This is a genomic window from Bacillus sp. 0909A (assembly GCF_036765115.1).
In the GTDB taxonomy this organism is placed as follows: Bacteria; Bacillota; Bacilli; order Bacillales; family Bacillaceae; genus Bacillus; species Bacillus mojavensis.
In genome coordinates, this window is record NZ_JBAIZU010000004.1 from 182,682 (window position 1) to 208,006 (window position 25,325).

The 25,325-nt window shown below is 43.0% G+C and carries 26 protein-coding genes and 3 pseudogenes; 8 read left to right on the plus strand and 21 right to left on the minus strand.

All coding sequences use genetic code 11. From position 1 onward, the window contains the following. Positions 1–9: 9 nt before the first annotated feature. The 9 genes from V6D42_RS15755 to V6D42_RS15795 form a co-directional block, all read right to left on the minus strand. Positions 10–1,125, minus strand: a complete 1,116-nt coding sequence (locus V6D42_RS15755; RefSeq protein ID WP_333513855.1) for a response regulator transcription factor — start codon at positions 1,123–1,125, stop codon at positions 10–12. After that, positions 1,125–2,858: a cache domain-containing sensor histidine kinase gene (locus V6D42_RS15760; RefSeq protein ID WP_333513856.1), complete on the minus strand. Its 1,734-nt coding sequence runs from the start codon at positions 2,856–2,858 to the stop codon at positions 1,125–1,127. The genes V6D42_RS15755 and V6D42_RS15760 overlap by 1 nt, the downstream gene beginning before the upstream one ends. Continuing rightward, positions 2,855–3,484 carry a YesL family protein gene (locus V6D42_RS15765; RefSeq protein WP_333513857.1) on the minus strand — a complete coding sequence of 210 codons (630 nt, stop codon included), beginning with the start codon at positions 3,482–3,484 and terminating at the stop codon, positions 2,855–2,857. Before V6D42_RS15765 ends, V6D42_RS15760 begins: the two co-directional genes overlap by 4 nt. 114 nt (positions 3,485–3,598) lie before the next feature. Continuing rightward, a complete protein-coding gene (locus V6D42_RS15770; protein WP_333513858.1) occupies positions 3,599–3,880 on the minus strand; it encodes a YesK-like family protein in 282 nt (93 codons plus the stop codon). A 52-nt stretch (positions 3,881–3,932) separates the two neighbouring features. Next, positions 3,933–4,478 (minus strand): GNAT family N-acetyltransferase, encoded by a 546-nt coding sequence (locus V6D42_RS15775; protein WP_168747139.1) that lies wholly within the window; start codon positions 4,476–4,478, stop codon positions 3,933–3,935. A 122-nt stretch (positions 4,479–4,600) separates the two neighbouring features. After that, positions 4,601–5,170, minus strand: coding sequence for a spore coat protein CotJC (gene cotJC, locus V6D42_RS15780; protein ID WP_010333292.1), 570 nt, complete (start codon positions 5,168–5,170; stop codon positions 4,601–4,603). Between the two features lie 14 nt (positions 5,171–5,184). Further along, positions 5,185–5,448, minus strand: a complete 264-nt coding sequence (cotJB, locus tag V6D42_RS15785; RefSeq protein ID WP_326219074.1) for a spore coat protein CotJB — start codon at positions 5,446–5,448, stop codon at positions 5,185–5,187. Then, positions 5,432–5,680, minus strand: coding sequence for a spore coat-associated protein CotJA (cotJA, locus tag V6D42_RS15790; protein ID WP_010333290.1), 249 nt, complete (start codon positions 5,678–5,680; stop codon positions 5,432–5,434). The genes cotJB and cotJA overlap by 17 nt, the downstream gene beginning before the upstream one ends. Positions 5,681–5,753: 73 nt before the next feature. Next, positions 5,754–6,383: a TetR/AcrR family transcriptional regulator gene (locus V6D42_RS15795; protein WP_333513859.1), complete on the minus strand. Its 630-nt coding sequence runs from the start codon at positions 6,381–6,383 to the stop codon at positions 5,754–5,756. Positions 6,384–6,634: 251 nt separating this feature from the next. Between V6D42_RS15795 and V6D42_RS15800 the strand changes: the two genes are divergently transcribed. Next, positions 6,635–7,618 (plus strand): amidohydrolase family protein, encoded by a 984-nt coding sequence (locus V6D42_RS15800; protein WP_333513860.1) that lies wholly within the window; start codon positions 6,635–6,637, stop codon positions 7,616–7,618. A 57-nt stretch (positions 7,619–7,675) separates the two neighbouring features. On the opposite strand, the gene V6D42_RS15805 is transcribed toward V6D42_RS15800, so the two are convergent. From V6D42_RS15805 to V6D42_RS15840, 8 genes are all read right to left on the minus strand, one after another. After that, on the minus strand, positions 7,676–8,524 hold the full coding sequence (locus tag V6D42_RS15805; protein WP_333513861.1) for an NmrA family NAD(P)-binding protein: 849 nt from the start codon (positions 8,522–8,524) through the stop codon (positions 7,676–7,678). Further along, a complete protein-coding gene (locus V6D42_RS15810; protein ID WP_333513862.1) occupies positions 8,521–8,973 on the minus strand; it encodes a nuclear transport factor 2 family protein in 453 nt (150 codons plus the stop codon). Before V6D42_RS15810 ends, V6D42_RS15805 begins: the two co-directional genes overlap by 4 nt. A gap of 80 nt (positions 8,974–9,053) precedes the next feature. Beyond that, positions 9,054–9,635 carry a TetR/AcrR family transcriptional regulator gene (locus tag V6D42_RS15815; RefSeq protein ID WP_333513863.1) on the minus strand — a complete coding sequence of 194 codons (582 nt, stop codon included), beginning with the start codon at positions 9,633–9,635 and terminating at the stop codon, positions 9,054–9,056. A 111-nt stretch (positions 9,636–9,746) separates the two neighbouring features. Continuing rightward, on the minus strand, positions 9,747–10,133 hold the full coding sequence (locus V6D42_RS15820) for a spore coat protein (protein WP_333513864.1): 387 nt from the start codon (positions 10,131–10,133) through the stop codon (positions 9,747–9,749). Positions 10,134–10,269: 136 nt separating this feature from the next. Further along, positions 10,270–10,989, minus strand: a complete 720-nt coding sequence (locus V6D42_RS15825; RefSeq protein ID WP_333513865.1) for a YebC/PmpR family DNA-binding transcriptional regulator — start codon at positions 10,987–10,989, stop codon at positions 10,270–10,272. Positions 10,990–11,148: 159 nt separating this feature from the next. After that, positions 11,149–11,328: a phosphatase RapH inhibitor gene (locus V6D42_RS15830; RefSeq protein ID WP_333513866.1), complete on the minus strand. Its 180-nt coding sequence runs from the start codon at positions 11,326–11,328 to the stop codon at positions 11,149–11,151. Continuing rightward, entirely contained in the window at positions 11,318–12,460 is a 1,143-nt protein-coding gene (locus tag V6D42_RS15835; RefSeq protein WP_333513867.1) for a Rap family tetratricopeptide repeat protein, read from the minus strand. The genes V6D42_RS15830 and V6D42_RS15835 overlap by 11 nt, the downstream gene beginning before the upstream one ends. Positions 12,461–12,623: 163 nt before the next feature. Beyond that, complete coding sequence (locus tag V6D42_RS15840) at positions 12,624–13,646, minus strand: hypothetical protein (RefSeq protein WP_333513868.1); 1,023 nt, start codon at positions 13,644–13,646, stop codon at positions 12,624–12,626. 179 nt (positions 13,647–13,825) lie between these two features. On the opposite strand from V6D42_RS15840, the gene V6D42_RS15845 reads away from it, so the two are divergent. From V6D42_RS15845 to V6D42_RS15870, 6 genes and pseudogenes are all read left to right on the plus strand, one after another. Next, positions 13,826–15,835: a ribonuclease YeeF family protein gene (locus tag V6D42_RS15845; RefSeq protein ID WP_333513869.1), complete on the plus strand. Its 2,010-nt coding sequence runs from the start codon at positions 13,826–13,828 to the stop codon at positions 15,833–15,835. Between the two features lie 6 nt (positions 15,836–15,841). Then, positions 15,842–16,330, plus strand: coding sequence for an immunity protein YezG family protein (locus V6D42_RS15850; RefSeq protein ID WP_333513870.1), 489 nt, complete (start codon positions 15,842–15,844; stop codon positions 16,328–16,330). A gap of 16 nt (positions 16,331–16,346) precedes the next feature. Then, positions 16,347–16,808 (plus strand): annotated as a pseudogene (locus tag V6D42_RS15855) (immunity protein YezG family protein). 34 nt (positions 16,809–16,842) lie between these two features. Further along, on the plus strand, positions 16,843–17,313 hold the full coding sequence (locus V6D42_RS15860) for an antitoxin YezG family protein (RefSeq protein ID WP_333513871.1): 471 nt from the start codon (positions 16,843–16,845) through the stop codon (positions 17,311–17,313). A gap of 91 nt (positions 17,314–17,404) precedes the next feature. Next, a pseudogene (locus tag V6D42_RS15865) lies at positions 17,405–17,860 on the plus strand (TIGR01741 family protein). A gap of 35 nt (positions 17,861–17,895) precedes the next feature. Then, a pseudogene (locus tag V6D42_RS15870) lies at positions 17,896–18,372 on the plus strand (antitoxin YezG family protein). 467 nt (positions 18,373–18,839) lie between these two features. Here V6D42_RS15870 and V6D42_RS15875 read toward each other — a convergent pair. Then, positions 18,840–19,724: a hypothetical protein gene (locus tag V6D42_RS15875; protein ID WP_333513872.1), complete on the minus strand. Its 885-nt coding sequence runs from the start codon at positions 19,722–19,724 to the stop codon at positions 18,840–18,842. A 48-nt stretch (positions 19,725–19,772) separates the two neighbouring features. Beyond that, on the minus strand, positions 19,773–21,518 hold the full coding sequence (locus V6D42_RS15880) for a DUF262 domain-containing protein (RefSeq protein WP_333513873.1): 1,746 nt from the start codon (positions 21,516–21,518) through the stop codon (positions 19,773–19,775). Between the two features lie 370 nt (positions 21,519–21,888). Here V6D42_RS15880 and V6D42_RS15885 point away from each other — a divergent pair, with 370 nt between their 5' ends. Beyond that, positions 21,889–22,221 carry a hypothetical protein gene (locus V6D42_RS15885; protein ID WP_333513874.1) on the plus strand — a complete coding sequence of 111 codons (333 nt, stop codon included), beginning with the start codon at positions 21,889–21,891 and terminating at the stop codon, positions 22,219–22,221. A 663-nt stretch (positions 22,222–22,884) separates the two neighbouring features. Here V6D42_RS15885 and rlmD read toward each other — a convergent pair. Both rlmD and V6D42_RS15895 read right to left on the minus strand, forming a co-directional pair. Continuing rightward, entirely contained in the window at positions 22,885–24,261 is a 1,377-nt protein-coding gene (gene rlmD, locus V6D42_RS15890) for a 23S rRNA (uracil(1939)-C(5))-methyltransferase RlmD (protein WP_333513875.1), read from the minus strand. 57 nt (positions 24,262–24,318) lie between these two features. After that, positions 24,319–25,230: a diacylglycerol kinase gene (locus V6D42_RS15895; RefSeq protein ID WP_010333270.1), complete on the minus strand. Its 912-nt coding sequence runs from the start codon at positions 25,228–25,230 to the stop codon at positions 24,319–24,321. Between the last annotated feature and the right edge of the window lie 95 nt (positions 25,231–25,325).

The following is a 25,325-nucleotide window of genomic DNA, read 5'->3' on the forward strand; positions in this document are numbered from 1 at the left end:
CAGAGATGGCTATCCTGCGGAAGCGCCTCCCTGTTTTCTTCTGAATTCTGACGGTGTCAGACCGGTATATTTTTTAAAGACAAGACTGAAATACTTCGGATTATCACCGAATCCGATTTCTTCCGCGATTTCTGATACACTCACATCCCGCCTCAGCTTCATCTGCTTCATCGCATGCTCAAGACGCACCCGCGTAACATACTGGGAAAACTTTTCGCCTGTCTCCTGCTTAAAGATTTTCCCCAAATAATCAGGGTTCATAAACAGCATATCTTTTGCTGCCCATTTCAGAGAGAGATTCGGATTGCCGAGCTCGTCGGCGACAAGCCTGGTGATTTTAGAAATCAAATCACTCCGCTTTTGGTCACCGGCCGTTTCAGTTGCTTCCCGGAACAGCTGTCCTGCGTCCCGCAGCTCCCCCGTCCGGCTGATGATTACCCGGCAGCCTGCAAAGCCGTCTTCGGCCTTTTTCTCCAGATCGGGCGTGCCCTCCTCCACGGCAAACACCGCACGTCCTCCGCTGCAGCAAAAAGCTGTCAGCGCGGAACCAAACGCCTCTCTGGCGGCAGAATCTCGAGGCTGAGTGTTCTCCGCGATGATAAGGCGAATCTTCTTTCCTGCAAGTGAAGGCGGCGGAGACAGTTGGGTGACACCGGCGATCAAGCCTTCCAGGTATTGATCAGCGGCAAAGGAGCGGATATGGTTCAGTTCATGTTTCAGGTGGGCGGCTTTCTTCTTCCGCACATCATGCAGCTTCAGCTCGGCGATGATCTCCTCTAACGAACTGATAATCTGCTGTTCATTGCAGGGCTTCAGCAAATAATGCCTTACCCCGTATTTCATCGCTTCTTTCGCGTACTCAAACTCCCCAAAACCAGACAGGACGATAAATTGCACGGACGGGCAGACCGCTGACACTTTTTTGATCAGCTCAAGCCCGTCCATACCGGGCATTTTTACATCAGTGACGACGATATGCGGCTGCTTGTTTACGATCTTCTCATACGCTTCAATTCCATTTTGCGCTTTTCCGACTAAAGAAGCGCCGAGCGTCTCCCACTCAATGATCCCTGCCATTCCGTCAAGAATAATTCTCTCATCATCAGCAAGCAGTATTTTGTACATCACACCACCTCATTTCGGCACGGTATTGTCAGCAAAATCGCCGTTCCCTTCCCTTTCTCACTTTGAATATGTAAGCCATACGGCTCCCCGAACGTTAACCGGATGCGTTCATGAATATTCCAGAGCCCGATCCCTCTTCCGCCCGTTTTTTCAAGAATACGTTCGTCCATGCCGGGCCCGTTATCTTCGACCGTGATACAGACGCAGTCCTCCGTTTTTTTCGCTTGAATGCGGATGGCACATGGCCGAGTAAAAGGCTCAAGCGCGTACTGAATCGCATTCTCCGCCAGCGGCTGGAGTGTCAGCTTCGGAATTCGGCAATGCCTTACCTCATCGGCGATGTCCAGTGTGAAGTTCAAGCGCTCTTCAAACCGAAACCGCTGAATCGTCATATAGTGAAGCACAATATCCGCCTCCTCCTGAAGGGTCACCGTATCATCTTTGATATGAATGCTGTTTCGCAGGAGAAAACCGAGCGACTCCACCATTTGAGAAATTCGCTTCTGCTGATTCGCTTTCGCCAGCCAATTGATGGACTCAAGCGTGTTATACAAAAAATGCGGGTTAATCTGGGCTTGCAGCGCCTTCAATTCTGTTTCTTTAATAATAAGCTGCTTTTCCACATTTTCTTCCATCAGCTCATTGATCCGCTTCATCATTACGGTAAAATGGCGGTTCAGCGTTCCCGCCTCATCTTGTGTGTGTTCCGGCAGTGACAGCGACACGCCCGCCTCAATTCCGCCGTGCTGCACCGATTTCATTGCGGATACAAGCTGCTCGATCGGCTCTGTGATGCTGTTTGCGATCTTCCGCCCGAAAAGCAAAACCACACTGAAAAACAAAAGAAAGCACGTACCGATCACCGTTTTCATAAAGGAAATTTTCGCGAACATCTGATCAAAGGGGATGACATTGTAGTAGCTCCAGTTTTGATAGGATGATTGAAGGAAAGAAATAAAATAACGTTTGCCATTCTTTTTTACCAAGTCATAACCAGGATGCCGCAGCGTCTGCTTTGTCATCTCAGGCGTAAGCACCGATGCATGTGCCGAATATACCAGATTGCCGTCCTTGTCTGCGATCATCATGTCTCCGACCGAATCGCCCCAATCCTTCGGCAAATCACGAATCATCTGTTTCACATTCACTTGAATCAGCACCATGCCCAAGCCATTTAAACTCAGCTGATGAAACGATCTGATTTGCCGCGCTGAAATCAGGACAGGATCTGAACTGCCTAAGGTCATCCAAAGATTTCTGCCTTTTTGCGCTTTCGCCCGTTCAAATACCTCTTCCTGCTGCTGCTTCATAAGATCCGATGAACTGCTTCCGGCGGAATACTCTGAGCCGCGGGCATCAATCAAATGAATCGAATCAATGTACTTTTCATCGCCGGCATATTGCGCAAGCTGATCCCACAGCTCCTGCTTCATTTGATACTGGTCATACGTATCATCACGGTTTTGCATGCTGAGAATGCGCTGAATTTGTTCATCGGTAATAATTTCATATGATACATCTTCAATTTTCTTCAGCTCGTCTTCAATCCGTTCAGAAGACATCCGCAGCACCTCCGAGGATTTGCGGTAAATCTGTTCATCATAGACATGAAAAGCGTACTGCACCCCGCTGTATACAAACAAAAAGGACACGGCCATAATCAATGACAGAAACACAAATAGCTTATCCTTAATCTTCATCCGCCTGTACCAGCCCGCGACTCTTCCTTTCATGCCGCCTTTTCTTTCTCCTGACGCTGATCTATTGACATAAATGCTTTAAAGGACAGCTTCGTTAACAACAAGCTCAGCGCGCTGCCGCTGAAAAACAGCAAAAACGTCACATGAAACAGCACAAGAAACAACATTCCGACCGCACCCGCAGCCATCATCAGCGTCACCAATGGCCGGCTGAAGGCAATCAAAAAGCTCATGCTCAGCACCTGTCTGAGCTTTACGTCAAAATGAGAAAAGACCGGAAACACATATAACAGCACAAACGCGAAAATCAAACCGATGCTCATAAACACATTCACCAGCACAGGCTGATTCATCTGAGCGGCAATCCGTATATCCGCAAACAAAAACAAGCCGGCCGTCACAAGAATGAGCCCCAACAGCTGAGCTGCCCCCCACTCCTTCTTAAACGTCCGGATAAACACAGAAAACACCGGGACATCCGTGTTCCCCTTCGCCCACTCTCTCGCCACCGAAAACATCGCGGCCGTAGCAGGCATCAATCCAAACACAACGAGCCCGGCAAGAGAAAACAAGATCCAGAGCACATTGACATAAGCCAGTCTCATCACCCATGTACAAAAACGATTCAGCCCATTTGTCAGGCTATGTATCATCAACATCACCTTCCTACTACAGAAAACGCTTTCAATGTAAAGTAATATGTATTTCTCCACTCGAAAGAAAATTCCTGCCGCCCCGTAAAAAATTCGACATCATTTGAGACGGCAAATGCCTTACCTTCTCCTAATTTGTCTTGTCAACAGCCGGAACACCGTCTCGATCAAATACCCGGCAAACGCTCCGATTATCACATGAATCCCAAGCATGCCCAGCGCCATGCCATCCCAGCCGCCGACAAAAAAGATGCTGCACCAAATTGTGATCACACCGAGACCAATCAGCACGGCAAGTATGCATTCCGGGCATTTTCTTTGCGGCATCCTCAAGCGCAGAAAAATAGATACACAAGCAGAAATACAAGCCGTCGCAATGGCCATCACATAAAAAAAGATCAATCGCCCTGTCCTCCCTTTTCAAAAAGGCAAAAAAGCCTCCTAAAAAGGACGCTTATTCTGACTTGTTCAGTTCTTTCTCAAACAAATGAAACCCTGAGGCGTCTGATCCCTTGAATTCATATCCCATTCGCCTGTAGAAGGAATGCAATGCGTCGTTATCAGCCACACAATCAAGACGGATCCGTTTCTTCCCCGGATACTCAACACCCGTCTCCGTCCATGTGAGAATCTCGGCCCCAAGCCCATTTCCCGCAAACCGGCGGCTGACCGCCAGACGGTGCAAATAAATGGACTCTTCGTGCCCCTCGTCTCCCCAAAGCGTTCTGTCCCATTCGCTCGGCTCAGGCAGAAGCATCACTACACCCGCCAGCTCTTGATCTTTTTGAAACACAAACACATGTCCGCTTTCAATCGAGCCAACAATATCATGTGAGTCATGTCCCTCCAGCAGCCCGCTCCACTGATCAGAGCCCCGGTCCCGCAGCCATTCAGCCGTACGGACGAGCAGTCCCGTTATTTGCTCTGCATCCTCACGGTCTGCCAGGCCGGCGTAAAAATCATTTGCAACTGTTTCTTTCGTAATCTTAAAAGATGACATAAAGGCCCCCCGATCAAAACTAACTTACATGCATACCTCCATTATAATGCAAGCAAACGACAAAAAAACAGAATATTTTGTCTGTATGTAAAAGGACGCATGAAAGGGAGCCCCCGCTGCTGTTAAAAGAGTTTCTTCTTATCCCGTTCTTCTTTTAAAATTTCAACCGCTTCCCTAAAGCGCATTGAATGTATAATTTCACGTTCACGCAAAAACCGCAGGGAATCGTTCAAATCAGGATCATCCGAAATATCAATCAGCCACTGATACGTCGCCCGCGCTTTTTCTTCTGCTGCGATATCTTCATACAAATCCGCAATCGGATCGCCCTTCGCCTGAATATAGCTTGCCGTAAAAGGCACTCCCGCCGCATTATGATAAAAAAGCGCGCCGTCATGATTCGCGTAATGATCGCCAAGCCCGGCTTCACGCAGCTGCTCCGGCGTCGCATCTTTCGTCAGCTTATACACCATCGTCGCAATCATCTCCAGATGGGCAAACTCCTCCGTGCCAATATCTGTTAAAAGGCCGATGACCTTATCGGGAATGGTATACCGCTGGTTCAAATACCGGAGAGCCGCGGCCAGCTCGCCGTCCGCTCCGCCATACTGCTCAATCAAATATTTCGCCAGTGTCGGATTGCACGTGCTGACCTTGACAGGATATTGCAGCTTCTTTTCATACACCCACATTCAGGCATTCCTCCTTATACTTGCCACGGCCAAGGCCCTTGATTCCAATCCCACTCCTCGCCCGCGGGGCTGTTGCCGTACTGCAAAAGCGGTCCGTAAGATGATTCGAATTGCCTTTTTAAGTGCCTTGAATAGCCGGAATATTGATTGAATTGCTTCAGCGCGTCTTCATCATGAGGATGTGTATCTAAATAAAGGCTCAGCTCAACAAGCACAAAATCCGCTGCTTGAATCTGCTCAAGCTGGCGGTAATATTCCGCATCAACCTTTTTTGTCATGTGCGTCTCCCCCTCGATAAGGATTTTCATAAAAATCATAGAGATCCTTCCAAAGGGTGCCTTTCCTTAAAGCCTCCATCGGCGAAAACTGCTCCATATGCTCAGGCTGAAAGGTCATATAGAGATTAGGGGGCGTTCTGTAATATTTCTTCCCTATGGGCGGACAGGGATCAAAACGGCTGTGAAAGGGCGTGTATGATTTAACAGGTGTAAATGGCTGCATCTCCTTCATTCTGGCTCCTCCTTTCTCAATAACAATGACCTTAATAGGTATGAGGCAGGAGGCGTCATTATGACTGGAATTCTTAATAAGGAAGCTTGATTTGTTTTTCTATCCCCGCTATCCGGAGCGGTCCCAAGAGCGTTAAACGTGTTAATTGATTCGCCATAAATAAAGGACTGTACTTCATGCCGCTCTCCAGCCAGGAACAAATCACCCCGATATGGGCGGAAGTGATATAGCTGACCAGTATCTCTTTCGGGAACTGAAGCTGTTTCTCAGATTCTTCAATAGATGAAAGCAATTCCTCGTAAATTCGTTTCTGAACGAATTCCGCCATCAAACTTCTGAATTGAGGCAGCCCTCTATCACTCAGCATCACTTGAAAGTACTCGGCGTGCTCATGAATGTACTCAAAGAGCTTCACAAATGAAACAGGCGGATGATCCTCATTAATAATGACCGGTTCCACCGGCGTCTCAGGCTTAACCTGCTGGATCAAATCATCGAGAACCTCCGTCATGCTTTGAAACAGAAAATCCTGTTTATCCCGATAGTGCAAATAAAAGGTGCCGCGGGTCAGATCCGCTTTTTCAGTAATTTCCTGAATCGTAATCGAATTGGCTTCTTTTTCTTTCAGCAGTGCGATCAAAGCGTCTCTTAAATATTTGTTCGTTCTTTTGACTCTCGGATCTACTTTATTTTTTTTAGACATTTTTTACCTCCTTGTCTAACTTTTATTTTCTTCTGGACAAATCATCTGCTGATGTCTTCTTCTAAACGTTTGCACGTTCTCTGTTTATTGACCTTTTCCCAAAATCTACTGTACCATGAACTTACATCTTGTACATGATGTAAAGTAATAAACACATTGTTCATTACCTATTGAAACGAAGCTTCGTGACGTAAAATGAGTGCACTCCATCTGATCTACACCAGACATGAAAAAGAGAGGAGCCTTTTGACATGAATGGAAAAATCGCATTAGAAGAGCACTGGGAATCTCCTGATTTTCCGGCAACAGGAAGTCACAATTTTACTGACGATGAATATTTCAGCGCTGTCCAAAAACGCTTGCAGGAATTCGAGAAACGGATTGAGGACATGGATCGAAACGGCATCCAAACGTCAATTCTCTCATTGACACAGCCTGGTATTGAAGGCATTACTGATCCTGACAGAGCTGTAAAACTCGCAAAGCAAATGAACGATCACGCTGCGGAATTCTTCGTTTCCAAACATCCAGACCGTTTTAAAGCATTTGCAGCGGTTCCCCTTCAAGATCCTGAAGAAGCAGCGAAGGAGCTGGAGCGGGCAGTAAACGAACTCGGTTTTGTCGGCGCCTTGGTCAACGGCTACAGTAATATCGGAGACGAAAATACCGCTCAATATTTAGACGAGCCACAGGTACGCCCTTTCTGGGAGAAGGCCGCACAACTTCAGGTTCCCGTCTATCTGCATCCGCGTATTCCGCTGCCAAATCAGCAGCGTATCTATGAAGGCTACGAAGGCCTCCTCGGCTCAGCATGGGGCTTTGGGGTTGAAACAGCAACACACGCCATCCGCCTGATTCTCAGCGGCCTGTTTGACGAATATCCTGATTTGACCGTAATTCTCGGACACTTAGGTGAGGGTCTTCCGTTTACGCTGCCGCGTGTCGAGCACAGACTGCGCCATCAGCGTCCTGAGACCCATGGAAACCATAAAAAAGCGCCGACTGAATACCTCCGCAAAAACTTTTATCTCACAACAAGCGGTGTATTCAGAACACAGGCATTAATTGATACATTGTTAGAGGTCGGCTCAGACCGCATCTTATTCTCGGTGGACTATCCGTATGAATCGATGGAAGAAATCTCTTCCTGGTTTGACCAGTGTCCAATCAGTGAAACGGACCGAATGAAAATCGGCACCGAAAACGCGGCAAGCCTTTTTAAACTCAATAGATAAAAAGAAAACCTTCGGCAGAGCCGAAGGTTTTTCTAGATCGATCAGTCCAAAATAAGATCAGCGTTTCCAGTATACAGCATGAGCAGCCGCAAACTCAGTCAGCGAACGGGGTTCTTTTCCTGTCACACGCTTCACTGTATCCGTTACCCGCTGTTCCGCACCACGGCTGATCGCTTCATCTAATTCCGCCATAAAGCGCGCGTAATCCGCAGGCAAACCCGCTGTTTCCATCCTATTTTTCAGCTCGGAAGAAGAAATGCTGACATGCGTCACCGGACGTCCCGCCATGGCTCCGATGATATCCGCCGCCTCAGCGTAGCTCAGCGCCTCAGGTCCCGTTAAAATATGATGAGTATTATGAGGCACAATGTCAATCAAAGCACGCACTGCTGTTTCCGCAATATCATCAGCATCAATAAAACCAAGTTTTCCCTCACCCGCCGCCGTAATGATTTGCCCCTCAGTTTGAATGGACATGCGATGCTGGACATTGATGAAGTTTTGCATGAAGTATGACGGCCGCAGCACCGCCCATTCCGGAAATCCGCGTACTGCACGATGCAATGCTCCAAACACAGGACCATCCTCAGGAACAGCGGACGCACTGAGCATCACCACACGTTCAGTACCGAGCCGCTTTGCTTCCTTTAAAAAGGGAAGCACATAAGGAGACGGGTCAAACACACCAACCGGCGCAACGAGGTAAATCCGTTTCACCCGCTCCAAAGCAGGCGTAAAGCTAGACTCATCCTTCCAATCAAAATATACATACTCCGCATTGCTCATTTTGCCCTTATTTCTGCTCGCGATGCGAACGCTGTAACCCTGCGCAATTAACCGTTGCGCAATCCGGCTTCCTGTCGTGCCGGTTCCTCCCGTAATCAGAATCTGATCGTGACTCATCATTTTTCATCCTCCTCTGTTTGTATAAATGTTTCAATGGTTTCTCCAAACGTCTTATTGACGATAAGCGGATTCCAATAATCCTTATAATGCAATATGCTGCCGTCCTTCGTTTCAATCACACTGATATAGGTTTGCCGGTAAGGTAGCCCAGTCGCAATCGCATAGCCTTCACATTGAAACTCCGCAATGATCGTGTTTGTATCAGCCGAACGATACACTGTCGGAGCAGTAAACGCAGAAATATGAATGTGATCAGGAAAATCCTTAATATAATCGTAAATGGCCGCCTTCCCCTCAATTCTTTCCGGAAATCCCTCTGGCGCATAGGGAAACTCCAATACGGCATGTTCATCCCACAGCTCTGTCCAGCTCTCCATATCCTTTTCAAGCATATATTGCATAAATTTATTCAGTGTGTCACATGCTTTTTCGTAATCCGTCATCATCATGGATCATCACCTCGTATTTTATTTTAGACCATTCAGTCCGAAAAATGCGTCAAAGGGCTAAGCACCCTTTATCAAAAAAGTCAATCAAGGACAGATAAACTCACTTCAACATAATCCTGAAGCTGGTCAAAATCAGCAGAAACCTTAGCGATAAACGTCAGAGACAGCCGGCTCTGGTTTAAATAACGGGCAAGCGCCGATATATCAAGATGTTCCTTTAATTCTCCTTCAGTCTGTGCCCGTTTCAGTGCCTGATAAAAGGCCGCCTCAAGCTGTTTCGTCTGCCCTTCAAAGTACCGGGCAAGGTCCGAATCATGCGGGATTTGTTCAATAGCGCTGTTGATGATAAAACAAGCCTTTGAACGTTCAGGATCTTTCAGGACATTCACACCCTCCTGAAAAATATCACGAATGGCTTCCTTGACAGATCCCGGTGCCTCGAGCCTTTCCACAACAGCCGCGTTTTTTCCTTCAAGATACGTTTTCACAGCGGACAAAAACAAATCCCGCTTCGTTCCATACGTATCGTACAAACTCTGGCGCGCAATGCCTAAATGAGAAAGCAGCTCTTGCAGCGACGTGCCTTCGTAGCCATACTCTCCAAAAACCTCTATCGCTCTGCGCAAAACAAGCGCTGTATCGAATTCTTTATTTCTACCCAAACGAATATCACCTCCTGCAAGAAGATATTACCTTTTCCAGACTGAACAGTCAAGAAAAAGAAAAACAAAAAAACACCCTTGATCAGCAAGAGTGTCCGTTCTCCACGCTTTTTACTTATGACCGTCTTTTCCCCAGTGCCCCATATGGTGGTGATGGTGCCCGTAGTTACCATCATGATGCCCATAATTTCCATCCTGATGGTGTCCGTAATTTCCACCAGGGTAATGGTGGTGATGCCCATCATTATCATAATGCATTCCGTAGCTCGGATAACTCATTGAGCTCGGATAGCCTCCGCTTGGGTAGCCGCCGAATCCTCCAGACATGCCATAACCCGGATAGCCTGCGCCTCCATAACCTGGATGGCCCATCCCTGTATACATGCCATGGCCCGGATAGCCCGCGCCTCCGTACATGCCGAATCCCGGACCGCCTGCACCATAGCCTGGGTGAGCGCCAAAACCGGGTCCGCAGCAGAAGTGTCTTGTATCAGTCATATCCAATCTCTCCTTCACATAGGTTACAGTCCAGCGTATGAGAAGGGCTTACAGATCGTATAGACACCCGCCTATAAACTGCTAAAACAATTTCCCGGACAATAAAAAAAGCAGACCACGACAGTCTGCTCATTTTTTATTCACCAAGATCTACGTTATGATACACCTGCTGAACGTCTTCCAAGTCCTCTAACGCGTCAATTAGCTTTTCGAACTGTTCCTTCGCATCCTCAGGAAGTGTCACTTCACTCTGCGCAAGCATGGTCAGCTCCGCTACCGTAAATTCCTCGACGCCCCCGTTTTTAAATGCCTCCTGCACCGCATGGAATTGATCCGGCTCCGCATAGACGATCACGCTGTCATCCTCTTCTAAAATATCGCGGACATCGACATCCGCTTCCATGAGAATTTCAAGCGCTTCATCAGCCGTCTTGCCTTCCACACCGATAACAGCCGTCGCATCAAACATGTAAGCGACAGATCCGCTCACACCCATGTTTCCGCCATTTTTTCCGAACGCCGCACGCACTTCCGGCGCCGTACGGTTCACATTATTCGTCAGCGCATCAACGATAATCATTGATCCGTTTGGCCCGAAGCCCTCATAACGAAGCTCATCATAATTTTCTTCCGCTCCGCCCTTCGCCTTCTCGATCGCACGTTCAATGATATTTTTCGGCACGCTGTAAGTCTTCGCGCGCTCAAGCACAACCTTCAGCGCCTGATTGGATTCCGGATCAGGCTCGCCCTGCTTTGCCGCCACATAAATCTCACGGCCAAACTTTGCGTAAACCCGACTCGTATTTGCGTCCTTAGACGCCTTCTTCTCTTTAATATTGTTCCACTTACGGCCCATGATGTTCCACTCTCTTTCATATATATCAATCTGTATATTGTGATTCACTTTATCCATTATACCTCAAATGGTTTGGTTGTTTCGAGTGTCTTGCGCTAGAAATAGAAGGAATGCCAAGGTATTAAAGGCCAACGTTTTCCGTTAAACAAGAAAAAAGCCCTAGCTAAGGGCTTTCTTCTCCTGATGTATCGTACTATTATGAGGGGAATGATCGATATACGTCGTGTTTCGATCCGTTGATTCCTTAAAACCGCCGGACTGTGTCAAGAAAGGAACTGCAATGCTTCCGCAAATAAGGGGAACAGCAAGACATATCATCACTTTTTTCTTAATAAGCATATAAACACTCTCCTTTTTGAATATCTTCTTGCGCTTTCAGCACTTTCCGATAAAACGCAGCAGCGTGCTCAAAATGACAGCGGCTTTCAAAAACAGCGGCAGCGCTGCGGGCACAAGCTTCAATGTAAGCGTGCAAGTTCTTTTTTTCGAAATAGCTTAAAAGATCATGAATTTTGCGTTCGTCAACAATCTCTTTGTACACTGCCTGCAAGAACAGATACAATTCTTTATAAAATTTGTGGGCCCCCGCATTTGGATGGGTTGTGATATGTTCTAATCCTTCTTCTATTAGCTGAAACGCCTGCTGTTTTTGTCCAGCTTTGCATAATGTCCAGCTTAACCCAAACAAGACTTTCGGCAGCAAGTCAGGGACCGTTTCTCTGCTTACTTTCACCGCTTTTTGGAAGTACTCAATGGCCAAATCATATCTTCCTGACCTGTCATAACTGTTGGCGATGTTCAATAAAGAGATGCCAATGAACCGGTCGTTTTGAATATCCATTGCCAGCTCCAGCGCCTTTCTTAAATGCGGGAGCGCTTTATCATAGCATCTGAAGTCATCATAATTTCCCGCTATGACAAACAAGCTTTGTATTCTTCTCATGCTATATAACGGATGGTCTTGATAAATGTCTAAGGCTTGAAGGATATGATGCATCGACACATGGGTTTGCTTCATATGGTAATACGCTTCTGCCACTTTAAAATGAAATTCCGCTTTCTCAATTTCATCTGACAAAAACGGCAGTTCCTTCTCCGCCTCGCGATAAAAACCGATCGCTTCCACATATTCTTTTTGATCAAATTCATACATGCCGCGGAAAAACAAAGAGTAGTATTTCAAAAGGCCTGTGAGTTTTTTCTGAGGAGTTTCAATGTTTTCCAGAAGCTCTGTCACTGTAGGGCGATTCCCATATGTTTGTCCCGGCTCCAAATAATCCAGCATCAGCTGGTGCCGAAAACACATGAGAGAATAATAGATCAGCAAATCCTGATCCTCTTCCATCTGCTGAATGTCCTGCTCCACCTCCGCTTTCAGCACCTCAGCATCCGGAACACTGAACTGGCGAATCATCTTGTACCATTCATTAATCTTAACACCAACACGCGAAGACGGTATGGCTTGACTCAACGGCTTCCCTCCCTCTCTGTGAGATATGTCATATTCTATCAATCCCAAATTTTGAAAACAATACAGAAGGAAGAAATTGTTTTTTCATCCTGTCAATTTGTTTTCTTGGCAAAAAAAGACCCTTTATGCAAGGGTCCAATATCATTCTATTTCATTTACGCATTCACTTATTGTCAACCACAATAAAATCCTGCACCTTCACTTGTTCCTCTGGCAAATCAAACTGATAAAGCATCTTCTTGGAATGGATATCAAACACACCCACGTACCCGCCAATGCCCTTTTTATGCTCTTCCTGGGCAACAACATACAGTTGATTCCCCTTAAACTTTGCATCCATATAAGGGAATTTTAAGCCGTATGTGCGAAAAGAAAAGTCCTTCCCATACTCAAGCAGGTTCGCTTCCCCCTCTTTGTCTTCGTACGTCACATAAAAACTGCCGCTTTCTTTGTCATAGTACACGGTATCAGCATATTCAAGATCATCAGGATAAGAAATATACTTCGTCTTCCATGTCCCTTTTTCAATCACAGTCAGTTCATGCTGCGAGCTCGCGACAATAAATTCCTCCGAGTCTGCGAATTTATCAGCGTATGAGGCTAAGCTCAAGGTCTCTATGATTTCCTCTGTGTTTCTGTCAATCACGTAAATTGCCATGCCTTGAATGACATAAATATAATTCTCGTCACTCGACCCCATCGTGACAAGCGAAGGCAAGGTGAGGCTATATTCCTTTTTCGTTTTTTTGTCGTTTATATGGACGTCATTCCCCGTCGTATCAACGTTATAGGCCTTAACAGAAACATCCTTCCCCTCATACCAAAACGAAAATGGATTTGATAGCGGATGCTTTTTTATGGCATCCTTCTCCAGCGCGTAATAAAAGGACTCGTGTTCCGCTAGTAATACAATAACTGTTGATGCGTAAGATTTTGTTTGAATGTAAGGCACATCCGCCACCTTGAACGTGCGCCTGTTAAATCGTTCGCCTGTTGAGGTCGAAAGCAGCGTACTTTCTTTGATGAAAGGATTGGAGTAAATAAAAAAGATGCGGTCTTCTTCGGGGTGGATGGCGGAAGCTTTGACAGGAATATTGCTTTTATTATGTAACTGAATATATAGAGCAAACAGGATGATGCATATCATTACCCCTAATAAACCAAATGTAATGCCTTTTTTCTTCATCAAAACGCTCCTTTACCTGTCTATCAATAATCATTTCGATTATGTTTACACAATCCCTTCGTGAATAAAGACACATGCCAAATGACTCATTTTTCCATCGAAACACGTTCTCACCCCCACCCTCATCCCGTACCGTGGTAAAATTTTGATATTGGGCGAACAAAAGAAGGGAAATGGTCATGAAAGTACTTGAAGCGAAAACACTGCTTTCTGAAGCGACAGACCGCGCGAAAGAGTATAAAGAACTAAGAACGCAAATGGTCAACTTGAGAAAAGCGTTAAAAAGCGTAGCTGATCTCAGTGACAGCGAATTTTCAGGAAAAGGCGCCAGCAACATCAAAGCCTTCTATCACGACCACGTCGGCGTCACCGGCCAATGGATCGACTACATCGACATGAAAATCGCATTTTTCAACAGCATCGCCGGAGCCGCCGAGGACAAAGGCCTCTCAGACGCATACATCGAAGAATCCTTCCTGGAGCACGAACTGGCAAATGCCAATAAAAAATCAAAATCCATCATGTCCGAACAGAAAAAAGCGATGAAAGACATCCTGAACGATATCGACGACATCCTCCCGCTCGACCTGTTTTCAACAGAAACCTTCAAAGATGAGCTTGCGGATGCCAACGACAAACGAAAAAAAACACTGGAAAAATTGGACGCCTTGGACGAAGACCTGAAGACAGAATACGACCTGTCAGAACCAAACGAACAATTCATCAAATCCGACTTCCAAAAGCTCCAAGAAGCAACGGGCAAAGGCAAAAATGCCACACCCATCCACTACAACGCCAAAGCGTACCGTGAGAGTGACATACATAAGAAAAAAGGCGACATTGAAAAGCGGACTGAGGCTTACTTGAAGATTAAGAAAGAGGAAGCGAAGGAACGCGAGATTGAAAAACTGAAAGAGAGACTGAAAAACTACGATTATGCAGATGCCGATGAATTCTACTCAATGGCAAAAACGATCGGCTATAAAAATCTGACAGCAGAACAGCAAAGGTACTTCACCCAAATTGAAAACACGCGTGAGCTTGAAGCAGGCTTCAAAGGGGTTGCCGTCGGCCTTTACGATTCAGGAAAAGACGCGGTCACAGGCCTGTGGGATATGGTCACAGATCCGGGCGGAACCGTTGAAGCCATTACAGGAGCGGTGGCTCACCCGATCAAAACGTATGAAGCCATTTCAGCGGCAATCGAAGAATCGTACCAAAAAGACATGGTGAATGGTGACACCTACTCACGAGCAAGATGGGTGTCATATGCGGTTGGCACTGTTGTCACATCAATTGTCGGCACAAAAGGCGTAGGAGCCGTCTCAAAAACTGGCACAGCCGCCAAAGTGACGGCCAAAGTCAAAACAGCAGCAAGCAAATCAGCAACAGCCCAAAAAGCCATAACGGTCTCAAAACAAACCATTGATCACATCAACCAAAAAGTAAACACAGGCATTGAAGTATCAAAAAAACACGTCAAAACCAAATTAAATCAAATCGGAGATCTCACACTTGCTGATATTCTCCCGTATCATCCCCGTCATGACTTAGTGCCTGCAGGCGTTCCTTACAACGCAGTCAACGGGGTCACACTTAAAGAGGGACTGCAAAAATTCGCCAAAGTCATCCTGCCGAAACCGTACGGAACTTCTTCAAGCGGAAGACGAACACCAGCGCCAGTTGTACCGCCGGTAACCGTCAAATACGGCGAGCATTATGCAAAATGGAGCAGAAAGAAAGTGCTGAAGCCGAATGTCGAATATAAAACAAAAGAGGGCTACACATACAATACAGACAACTATGGTAGAATTACAAAAGTTGAAGCTGATTTACAATTAGGAGAAGCAAAGCGAAATCAATATGCGCAATCAAACGCTGGAAAGCCTCAAGATCGATTACCTGATGACGATGGCGGACATTTGATAGGATCACAATTCAGAGGTTCAGGGGAACTAGATAACTTAGTTGCTCAAAATAGTCAAATTAACCGTTCTGGCGGAGAATGGTACAAAATGGAGACCGAATGGGCGGCGGCTCTAAAAGAGGAACCACCGAGAAAAGTCTCAGTAAGAATTCGACCGAAATATTTAGGAGACTCTCTAAGACCAGACTCTTTTGAGGTTATTTACAGAATTGAAGGCAAAGGATTATTTAAGAAATTTATAAAAAATCAAGCTGGAGGTTGATTCTTGTTGGAACATAAATTAAATGCATTATATAGAAGCATAGCTGAAATCGTTAACGAAATGATACCAGAACCATGGGAGAAATTTTTGTTCTATGCTCAGGTTTCAGAGACAGGCGGAGGCACTTACTTTTTTTATAATTCTCAAAATGAACCTAATCATTTTAAGTACAGTCTTGAAATTCCGTTTGAGTTTGATATTGACGAAAATGAATTCGATCAGTATGAGATGGAATTATTTAAACTAAGCGAAGAAATGAGAGATGTTTTCAAAGATCATGATCAAGAATTATTTTACTCCTTCACTCTTAGCCTAGAAAGATCAGGAAAATTAACTGTCAACTTTGATTATACAGATTGGTTTAAGACAGATTATAGTTTCAGTGATCAGCTTATCATCTGGAAATTTAAATATTTAGGGGAAGAACCTAAGGATCCATCATTACAAAAATTAACAAAAAAATATTTAGAAGAATATCCTGAAAATCCAATTTAATAAAGTTGAGATAATGATGTTAGAAAAAATTCATCTACAAATAACTGATGTCATAGGAAAAATAATTCCTGCTGATTGGAGTAATATTGTTCTTTATGCAGAAATACTAGACGGTTCCAGAGAAGTGTGTTTTTTCTTTCAAACACCAGAAAACGATGAATATATATACTCTCATGACATTCCAGAACAATTTCAAGTTAGTAAAAAAATTTATACAGAACTATTAATAGATCTTCAAGAGTTATTTAAACAGTTACACAATGAGTTTAAAGAAAATAATCCTGAAGCATGGACAAATTTGACACTGAATCTTGAAAGCTCTGGAATGTTTTCAATTGATTAAGATTATGAAGATGTTATTGAGTCTGATTTGGACGAATACGAAAGACAAATGATTTGGGAGTTCAATAACTTGGGTATTTTCCCCGAAGATGAAGAGGATAAAGAATTTGTTAAGGATTATCTAAACATAAACTAATGCAATCATCGAATCGAAGTTAGAGGTTAATCGAATGGAAACTCAAAAAATGAGCGAAGTATATCAAAAAATCGCTGAGCAAATAAATGAAATTATCCCCTCTGAATGGGAGAAGGTTGCTCTTTATGCTGAAATTTTAGATGATTCTTCAGAAGTTTACTTCTTCTTTACTACTCCACAAAATCAGGAATATATATATTCACACGATATTCCTGAACATTTTAATGTTGATGAAGATATATATGACGGACTTCTATATGAATTGCATGATTACTTTGAAGAGTTACGGGATGAATTTAAAACAAACAACGAGGACTTATGGACAAACCTCACTTTACATCTCGAACAAAGCGGTAAATTCTCAATTGACTACGATTACACCGAGGTCATCGCCTCAGACTTAAACGGAACACAACGCCAAGTGGTATGGGAATATCAAAACTTGGGGATTTTGCCTGAAGATGAGGACGATAAAGAATTTGTAATAAGCTACTGCGGTCTATAAAACAATAATGGCTCAGCACTTCCCTGCTGGGCTATTTTTTATAACTAGGATTTCTCGACGATTGAAGGCGAAAAGGTTTGAAAATAAGAAAATGCAAAATCTGTACCAGATTATTGGTGAGAAATTAAATGACATCATACCTTGTGAATGGACAAAAGTATATCTTTATGCAGAAGTATTAGATGACTCTACCATGGTTCTCTTTCACTTCAAGACACCAGAAAAACGTCAACTGATTTATTCGTAAGATATACCAGTCCGATACAGTGTAAGTAAAGATATCTTCAAAACATTATTAAGAGAAATCCGTGAACTTTTGACGAATTACGAGCTGAGCACAAAAATAATTATGATCAGGTTTGGACGAACCTTACATTGACATTGGAGAGCAACGATCAATTCCAACTTGATTATAATGATGATGATATTTTTTGCATCTGAGCTTGATGGGTATCAAAGAATTGCATTATGGGAGTACAAAACTCTTGGAATATTGCCTGAAGACGAGGAAGATCAAGAATTTTTAATTAGCTACCTACATCTATAAATTTGATATAGCTCTTAAAAAAACTGGAGGTTAGCATGAAAACAGAAAAAATGGGTGAAATATATCAACAGATAGCAGAAGGCATTAACGAAATCATTCCTTCTGAATGGGAAAGAGTTATTCTTTATGCGGAAATACTTGACGATTCATCTGAAGTTTTCTTTTATTTCAATACTCCACATAGTGAAGATTTTATATATTCTCTTAATATCCCTGACCACTATCATGTCAGTGAGGAGATTTATGGGAGCTATTATTTGACTTGCATGACTTATTCGAGGAATTACGAGATGAATTTAAAGAAAACAATCAAGATATATGGACTAATCTAACACTTAATCTAGGAATAAGCGGAGAATTTTCGATAGATTATAATTGATGAAGACGTTATTCAATCTCCATATACCCTCTCTCAAAGACAAAAAAACTGGACTTATAAAAATGCAGGAATTTATCCTAAGAGTAAACCTTTTAAATTCTTTTTAGAACAGTATCTAAATTCTCCAAATTAAAATTCCCCCTCCTTTAATATGCTCCCCTAAAGGTAGACAGATGAAATAAAAATCTGTTTACCTAGGGAGAGTTTCTTCATGGCTGGAAAATGGTTTTCAGAAGAGGAAAATTTGAACAGTCTATCCGAGTATGATCAAGGAATGGATTCGGTTTTGAAGACTGCGTATAAATAAGGCATTCACGCCAAAACCATTCGTGAATGGCAAACATTACACGACATGGCTGGCGAGAAAAGTCTTGAACGTTCAAAATGACATCAGTTTTACTCTGCGGGAACTCAAACATGCCGCCGTGAAGGACTTAAATTTTATTTTACCGGGCTTGGAACAAGACTTTTTGCCAAGGATGTTATCGTTTCAAACAATGAAATAAAATTACTAACCAATTCAAAAAGATGTGGAAAAGCTGCCCACTCTTTCTCCAATATTTTGCGGTTCTTTTATGAGCGGATATCTGTAAGAAATAATTAATATCGTTTATATCCATCTAGAGCCAGTTTTTCGTATCTATTTTTAAATAGATATTTAGTCAGCATTTTTCTTGCAATGTTCTGAGTATTCGCTACTGTTTCTATGTCTACTTGTGGGTTAGAAATAGAACTGTGTGCTCCAACTTTATTACGTATCCTGATAACTTCACCTATTTCATCCTGTAGGTCTAAAAGGTTTAAATGCTCTAACGCCTTAACTGCTTTTCTTCTCGCTGTAATTAATTCTTCACCCATATTAATTACGTACCCATTAATTTCATTATCTTTACCTTGTCCTGAGTAATTCTCATTAAAGTTTTCTTTAAGAAAATTGGGTATAATATCTGCTAAGGCACCTGAAAACTTTTCCTTATATATATCTTTAAAAACCTTATTAGATATTAGCTCAATTATCTTATAAGCTGTTAGCAAACTTTCCTCAAACAATTCCAATTCGATCAATTTAAGGGATCTGGAGAAATATTTAATACACTGTACAATCAATTTATATTCTTTACCTGTGTATTGGTTTATTCTTTGGAAGGTTTCGCTAAGTAATACAATATTTTTATTTGTTACTTTTTCCACAATTTCGTTATTAGGCAAACCCTCAACTTCCCAAATGTAAAATCCCCCAGCAATAGAGATGTCCATATGATACATAAAGTTAAGCAAATGCATAAATGAAACTAAGCTTTCCTTAGCTTTTTCTTTATTTAAATCTTTTATATACAGGTCTAAATTCCTTATACCCCCATCATTATCCCAAGTGTAATACAGATAGATGGGTTTGATTTCAAATAATTTATTCCTAGTAATCCGAAGATATATACCGTTATCCTCTAAATCATACAAATCAAGTCTTAATTTAAATAATTTCATTTTAGACTCCTTTTAATTACGAAACAAATATGCCAATCACACCCAACCTTATCTTTTAAGTGCTGATTTCAATTTCTGAAGTAATAAGTTTTCTCGTTCCTCCAAAAACACGTCAAAGTTACTGAATTCGAGGCTTACATTGGGAACATAATGTTTTTGCTTATAATCGGCTAATTCACCAGCAGGAACTTTTTCACTTAACCATTTTTCGAAATCCATAGCTTTTTTCTCGATATTCGGTATCTCCTCTAGCAATTGCAGATTGCCTATATAATTGCAATTCGCTTTAAAATCATTAATTTTGTTATCTGGAACACCATAAGCCTTTAACCTTTTGTACGTAAATTTACTTTTTGGGAACATATGATCAACGTGGAAGTTATGCTTTAAGTCTGCCCAAGGATATAAAATCGAAAGAATGACCAACGTTTCTCCGTGGTTATACTTAGAATATAGTAGATTCTCAATATCATCATCTGTAAACTGTAGAGCACGATTTGTCCCTTTGAAGTGTGCAAAGATTTCATCAACAGGAAAACCATTCGATGACTGCCTCTTAATAATTTCCCTCATCGGTTTCAATGCTCCGTCCGGTGCAAAACTGAACACCCTTTTTAATAGGGCCGATATAAACCATAATTTTATATTCTTTCTGTCTTCTATTCTTGTTGTGGAAGTTTCAAAGTTATTCGGCAATCCTATTTTCTTTAAATAGTAAGCTATCGGAATCATCAAGTTATTGGAAGTCATATTTTCTCTGCTAAATCCAAAGCTGCTTATCAGTACAAGTGCATTGCGAATTGCTTTTGTAATGTTATCCCATTCTTTTTCAATCAAAAGCATATTCGTTCGATTAAAATTATCTACCTTAAAAGAAATATCCGACATATCGCAAAGGACTAAACAAGCTTTTAAAACAATGTCCTTACTGATTTTAAAACCTCGTCCAATTTGATTAATTTCATCGATAAATTCATTAATTTCCTCACGGGCATCCCTTGTTTCCCACTGCGCCGTTGCAAATGACAGAAGTAAATCAGAGTAGCTAAGTGTCGTCCCACCACTATTTACACGAATAAAGATATTTAGGACTTTATCAAGCTCTGTACTTTGTTCAAGATAGTAGCTAATGATCTTATTTACATGAATGACTGAATGCAACTTATACAGCACTTTGTTTGCATACTTCGCTTTTTCCTTATCAGGATTAGAAGATAGTCCTGCTTCAATCATATAATTCATAACATCGTATTGTTCCGTTAAGTCCAACATCTTACCAACCGGAAACCAATGATGGTTCGCATCACTTTTAGCCGCTTCTGCATCCGTCAAAAATTCAAACCCATATTCATATGAAATGTCTTCTGGTTTACCTAGTAGGTTAAGATATAACTTTTTCTTTGGATATGCTAGCGGATTATCCCACTTTTTATAAGCTAGTTTATTAGCATACGTGCCTTTAAGCGCTATGTACAAAGATGTTAATCGTTGCTGCCCATCAAGAACAGCCATCACATCATCACTACCATTTATATTCGCCTTTGGATTATGACGATTGTCTCTTTGATGATAATCTCTCAGAAATTCATAAAACTTAAATTCGGAAGCTTTCTCTTTAGGTACTTTCCAAAAAAGAAATGAACTGATTGGATAGTCCCTCATCAGACTATCAAAAAGCATCGTAATCTGTTCGGAACTCCAGACGAACTCCCGTTGAATGGACGGTAACAAATACCTTTTTGAATGAATATCGTTTACAACTTCACCTATGGTGAGCGGTGTTTGAAATGACATATTTTTCCTCCGAAATAAAATTTATCCTTACAAAACTTTAAGATTTATAATCCTACTGATCCCTATCCTTTTTTAATGACCGGTAATGCGATACAAACCTCACTAGGCAATACGCACCCATCTACTTTCTATTATCCCACATATCAAAATATAGCGGGTAATAAAAGCAAGGGTTTCCGTAAAAACCCAACTTCAGCTCCATACTAAATTTGCCGGGCATTGCGGCGTAAATTATATACTAGCTTCAATATGCTATCATAGAGATGAACTATCACTGTATTTTATTTAAGATAACATTTGTGTATTTTTAAAAGTATTCAGCAGTCAAGTCACAGTTAAAAAGAATACTAAGTAGAGAGAAGGGGAAAATTTGATTAGATCTTTGTTTAAAATGCCTTGGCAATACTATTTTTTAATTGAAAGCATGTTAGTGAAAACTAATCAATATGTAACACATTCCAATAAAAACAAAGCCGTTTATTCTGATGAGTTTGCGTCAATTATTTTGCTGTCTTGCTCAGAAATAGATTCTTTACTTAAACAACTTTGTATTAATAATAATGTTCAAAGCAAAGGTTGTTATTATAATATGAAAGATTATGGCTTACTTATAGAAAAGTCTACAATCAAAGATTTTGGTCTATCAACCGATATACGCGTAATTAACGATAACGGCATCTTACTTTTTCCCTTTAGATATTGATGTAACAAAACCATACGCTAATTTAGTATCAATCTAATAAACACGATAGTATAAAAGATGTTACAAAAGGCAACTTGTTAAATACTGTTAATTACTTTATGAAGTTTATCCGAATTTATTGATGAGTCGCAAGGACGGGACTACATAAGGAAGAACTATTGGCCACATTATTGGATACCGGTTGTATAAAACTCAACCATTTAACTGTTTTTTTGATAGAAACATAATCTTTATTTATTAGTGAGATTTACGGAAAGGATGACAGATGCATTGAAAATGGAAGTAGTCTGTATCCTGACTTCTTAAAGATATGTAGAATCTGTCGACATTGCAATGCATATATCGATGATCCAGCGCAGTCGAACTGTCATATCTGCGGAAGTAAGCTACCACAAACGAAACCCCATTCAACCATTTGTCACAGCCAGGTATCTTTTACATTCAACCCTTCACATTTCAAAATCACTTTCCGGTTGCGCAAACTTCGTGCCCAAAATGTACACCTCAATTTTTATGCAAAACTCTTATCTATATCCTTTAACATTTAATTCCGCGTAAAAGTGTGACCCCCGGAGGTCAAAAAATCCCCCGAACTTTTCGTCCAAGGGAACATAAAACACACTTCAATATCCAGCTGAAATCCGCAAAACCATTGCTACCATGCTATTTCAACTCTATCATCGCCACACACTCCACATGATTCGTATGCGGAAACATATCCACAGGCTGCACTTCGAGCGTCTGATACCCGCCATCCTCAAGCACCCGCAAGTCTCTCGCAAGCGTGCCAGGATTACAGGACACATACACCACCCGCTTCGGTTTCATCTCTACAATCGTGCGTAGGAGGGCTTCGTCGCAGCCTTTTCTTGGTGGGTCGACGACTAGCGTATCAGCTGTAATGCCTTCTTCATACCACTTTGGAATCACGGTTTCCGCTTCCCCGACTGCAAATTCTGCGTTTGTGATGCCGTTTAATTCTGCGTTTCGCTTTGCGTCCTCAATTGCTTCCGGCACAATCTCTACACCGTACACTTTTTTCGCTTGCTTCGCCAAGAAGAGGGAAATCGTTCCGATGCCGCAGTAGGCGTCGATGACGGTTTCTTCCCCTTTCAGCTCCGCGTACTCAAGCGCTTTGTCGTAGAGCACTTTTGTCTGCTCTGGATTAACCTGATAGAACGATCTGGCGGAGATGGCGAATTTGACGTCTCCGATGAGGTCGTAGATGTATTCTTCGCCCCAGATGACATTTGTTTCATTGCCGAAGATCACGTTTGTTTTGTTTGGGTTGATGTTTTGCACGATGGATTTGACGTGCGGGAATTGCGCCGTGATGTCTTCGATGATCTTCGCTTTGTGCGGGAAGTCGTTCGTTCTTGTGATGAAGACGATCATCATTTCGCCCGTCACGACGCCGTATCTGACCATGATGTGGCGGAGCCAGCCTTTGTGGCGTTCTTCGTTGTAGGCTTTGACACCGTATGTGGCGCAAATGTCTTTGACGGCTTGGACGGCTTCGTCGTTTTTGGATTGCTGGATCAGGCAGGCGCTCATGTCGATGATGTCATGGCTTCTTTGCTGATAGAATCCGGCGACGAGTCCGCCTTCCCGTTCTCCTACCGGCACCTGTGCTTTGTTTCTGTAGTTCCATGGGTCTTGCATGCCGAGTGTCGGGTGCACGGTGACGTTGGACAGGTCCAGCTTGCCGATCCGTTCTAAGACGTCTTTGACCTGTTTCTGTTTAAACAGGAGCTGGCCTTCGTAGGTCATGTGCTGAAGCTGGCAGCCGCCGCATTGCTTGTAAATCGGGCATGGAGCGTCGGTTCTGTGCGGGCTTTCTTCCTTCAGCTCAATCAGGCGGCCGAAGGCAAAGCCTTTTTTGACACGTGTCACTTTGATTTGGGCTTTTTCTTCCGGCAGAGCGTTCGGCACGAAGATCGGGAAGCCCTGCACCTTTGCGACGCCCGCTCCTTCGTGAGTCAAATCCTCAAATGTCACGTCGTAGTATTCGTTTTTTTCTACTGGGGGTTTCATTTTCATGTATGTTCACCTCTTGTTTTAAGCGAAAGAAAAACTTGGCTCAATAAAGCCAAGTTTTTAGTCATCCAGCTGTTCCGCTTTCTCCTTCGGCATGACGACGTGAATGTGTCTATACAGATTCACGAATTCGCCCGGCAGCATGCCGCCGTACTCGCCGTCCAGATTCAGCTGCATCTTTTCTGATACATTGACTTTCACGCGGTTCGCTTTTGTATAAATAATGTGCTGGTCGTTGATGTGTTCGCCGCGGAGCGCCATCGATGCGACTCTGATAAATTCAGCAAGGTTTGCTTTCTTTAATATCATCAAATCAAACATGCCGTCATTCAGGCTGGAATCCGGCGCGAGTTTCTCAAACCCGCCGACGGAATTTGTCAGCGTGACCAAAAACAGCATAATTTCACCTTGAAACAGCTTGCCATCATATTCAATCTCGACTTCTGTCGGACGAAGTGAAGGCAGCATTTCCATACCCTTTAAATAATAAGCAAGCTGGCCGAGCATCGTTTTGAGTTTGCTTGGGACGTCGTACGTCAGCTCCGTCAGGCGGCCTCCGCCGGCGATATTGATAAAATACTGGCCGTTGACCTGTCCGATGTCGATCGGGCGGGCAACGCCGTTAATCACCGTATCCGCCGCTTTTAAAATATCCTCTCGCGGAATGCCGAGCGCTCTGGCGAAGTCATTTGTTGTGCCGACAGGAATCACGCCGAGTGTCGGACGATTGTCTAATGGGGCAAGCCCGTTGACGACCTCGTTGATCGTTCCGTCTCCACCTGCCGCAATGATCAGGTCAAACTCACGCAATGCCGCTTCCTTGGCAGCGTGCGTTGCGTCTCCCGCGCATGTTGTGGCATGGGTAGAGGTTTCATAGCCGGCTTGTTCAAATTTTTGCAGGACCTGGGCAAGATGCTTTTTAAAGACCTCCCGTCCCGAAGTCGGATTGTATATTATGCGTGCACGTTTCATTATCTCATCATCCTACTTAAGAGTATCCGATCCATTTTTACACTAACAACCTTTAATTATACTATGAGTTAAAAAAATCGCAACAAAATGTACAT

What these genes read in the sequence shown, in the direction of transcription:
- V6D42_RS15860 (WP_333513871.1), top strand. Translation starts at nt 16,843, where the DNA reads ATGGAAACTCAAAAAATGAGCGAAGTATATCAAAAAATCGCTGAGCAA.
- rlmD (WP_333513875.1), bottom strand. Translation starts at nt 24,261, where the DNA reads ATGAAAATGAAACCCCCAGTAGAAAAAAACGAATACTACGACGTGACA.
- cotJB (WP_326219074.1), bottom strand. Translation starts at nt 5,448, where the DNA reads ATGACAAAAAAGGTTGATGCGGAATATTACCGCCAGCTTGAGCAGATT.
- V6D42_RS15755 (WP_333513855.1), bottom strand. Translation starts at nt 1,125, where the DNA reads ATGTACAAAATACTGCTTGCTGATGATGAGAGAATTATTCTTGACGGA.
- V6D42_RS15875 (WP_333513872.1), bottom strand. Translation starts at nt 19,724, where the DNA reads ATGAAATTATTTAAATTAAGACTTGATTTGTATGATTTAGAGGATAAC.
- V6D42_RS15840 (WP_333513868.1), bottom strand. Translation starts at nt 13,646, where the DNA reads ATGAAGAAAAAAGGCATTACATTTGGTTTATTAGGGGTAATGATATGC.
- V6D42_RS15765 (WP_333513857.1), bottom strand. Translation starts at nt 3,484, where the DNA reads ATGTTGATGATACATAGCCTGACAAATGGGCTGAATCGTTTTTGTACA.
- V6D42_RS15825 (WP_333513865.1), bottom strand. Translation starts at nt 10,989, where the DNA reads ATGGGCCGTAAGTGGAACAATATTAAAGAGAAGAAGGCGTCTAAGGAC.
- V6D42_RS15880 (WP_333513873.1), bottom strand. Translation starts at nt 21,518, where the DNA reads ATGTCATTTCAAACACCGCTCACCATAGGTGAAGTTGTAAACGATATT.
- cotJA (WP_010333290.1), bottom strand. Translation starts at nt 5,680, where the DNA reads ATGAAGGAGATGCAGCCATTTACACCTGTTAAATCATACACGCCCTTT.
- cotJC (WP_010333292.1), bottom strand. Translation starts at nt 5,170, where the DNA reads ATGTGGGTGTATGAAAAGAAGCTGCAATATCCTGTCAAGGTCAGCACG.
- V6D42_RS15845 (WP_333513869.1), top strand. Translation starts at nt 13,826, where the DNA reads ATGAAAGTACTTGAAGCGAAAACACTGCTTTCTGAAGCGACAGACCGC.
- V6D42_RS15820 (WP_333513864.1), bottom strand. Translation starts at nt 10,133, where the DNA reads ATGACTGATACAAGACACTTCTGCTGCGGACCCGGTTTTGGCGCTCAC.
- V6D42_RS15830 (WP_333513866.1), bottom strand. Translation starts at nt 11,328, where the DNA reads ATGCTTATTAAGAAAAAAGTGATGATATGTCTTGCTGTTCCCCTTATT.
- V6D42_RS15895 (WP_010333270.1), bottom strand. Translation starts at nt 25,230, where the DNA reads ATGAAACGTGCACGCATAATATACAATCCGACTTCGGGACGGGAGGTC.
- V6D42_RS15810 (WP_333513862.1), bottom strand. Translation starts at nt 8,973, where the DNA reads ATGATGATGACGGATTACGAAAAAGCATGTGACACACTGAATAAATTT.
- V6D42_RS15800 (WP_333513860.1), top strand. Translation starts at nt 6,635, where the DNA reads ATGAATGGAAAAATCGCATTAGAAGAGCACTGGGAATCTCCTGATTTT.
- V6D42_RS15805 (WP_333513861.1), bottom strand. Translation starts at nt 8,524, where the DNA reads ATGATGAGTCACGATCAGATTCTGATTACGGGAGGAACCGGCACGACA.
- V6D42_RS15775 (WP_168747139.1), bottom strand. Translation starts at nt 4,478, where the DNA reads ATGTCATCTTTTAAGATTACGAAAGAAACAGTTGCAAATGATTTTTAC.
- V6D42_RS15760 (WP_333513856.1), bottom strand. Translation starts at nt 2,858, where the DNA reads ATGAAAGGAAGAGTCGCGGGCTGGTACAGGCGGATGAAGATTAAGGAT.
- V6D42_RS15795 (WP_333513859.1), bottom strand. Translation starts at nt 6,383, where the DNA reads ATGTCTAAAAAAAATAAAGTAGATCCGAGAGTCAAAAGAACGAACAAA.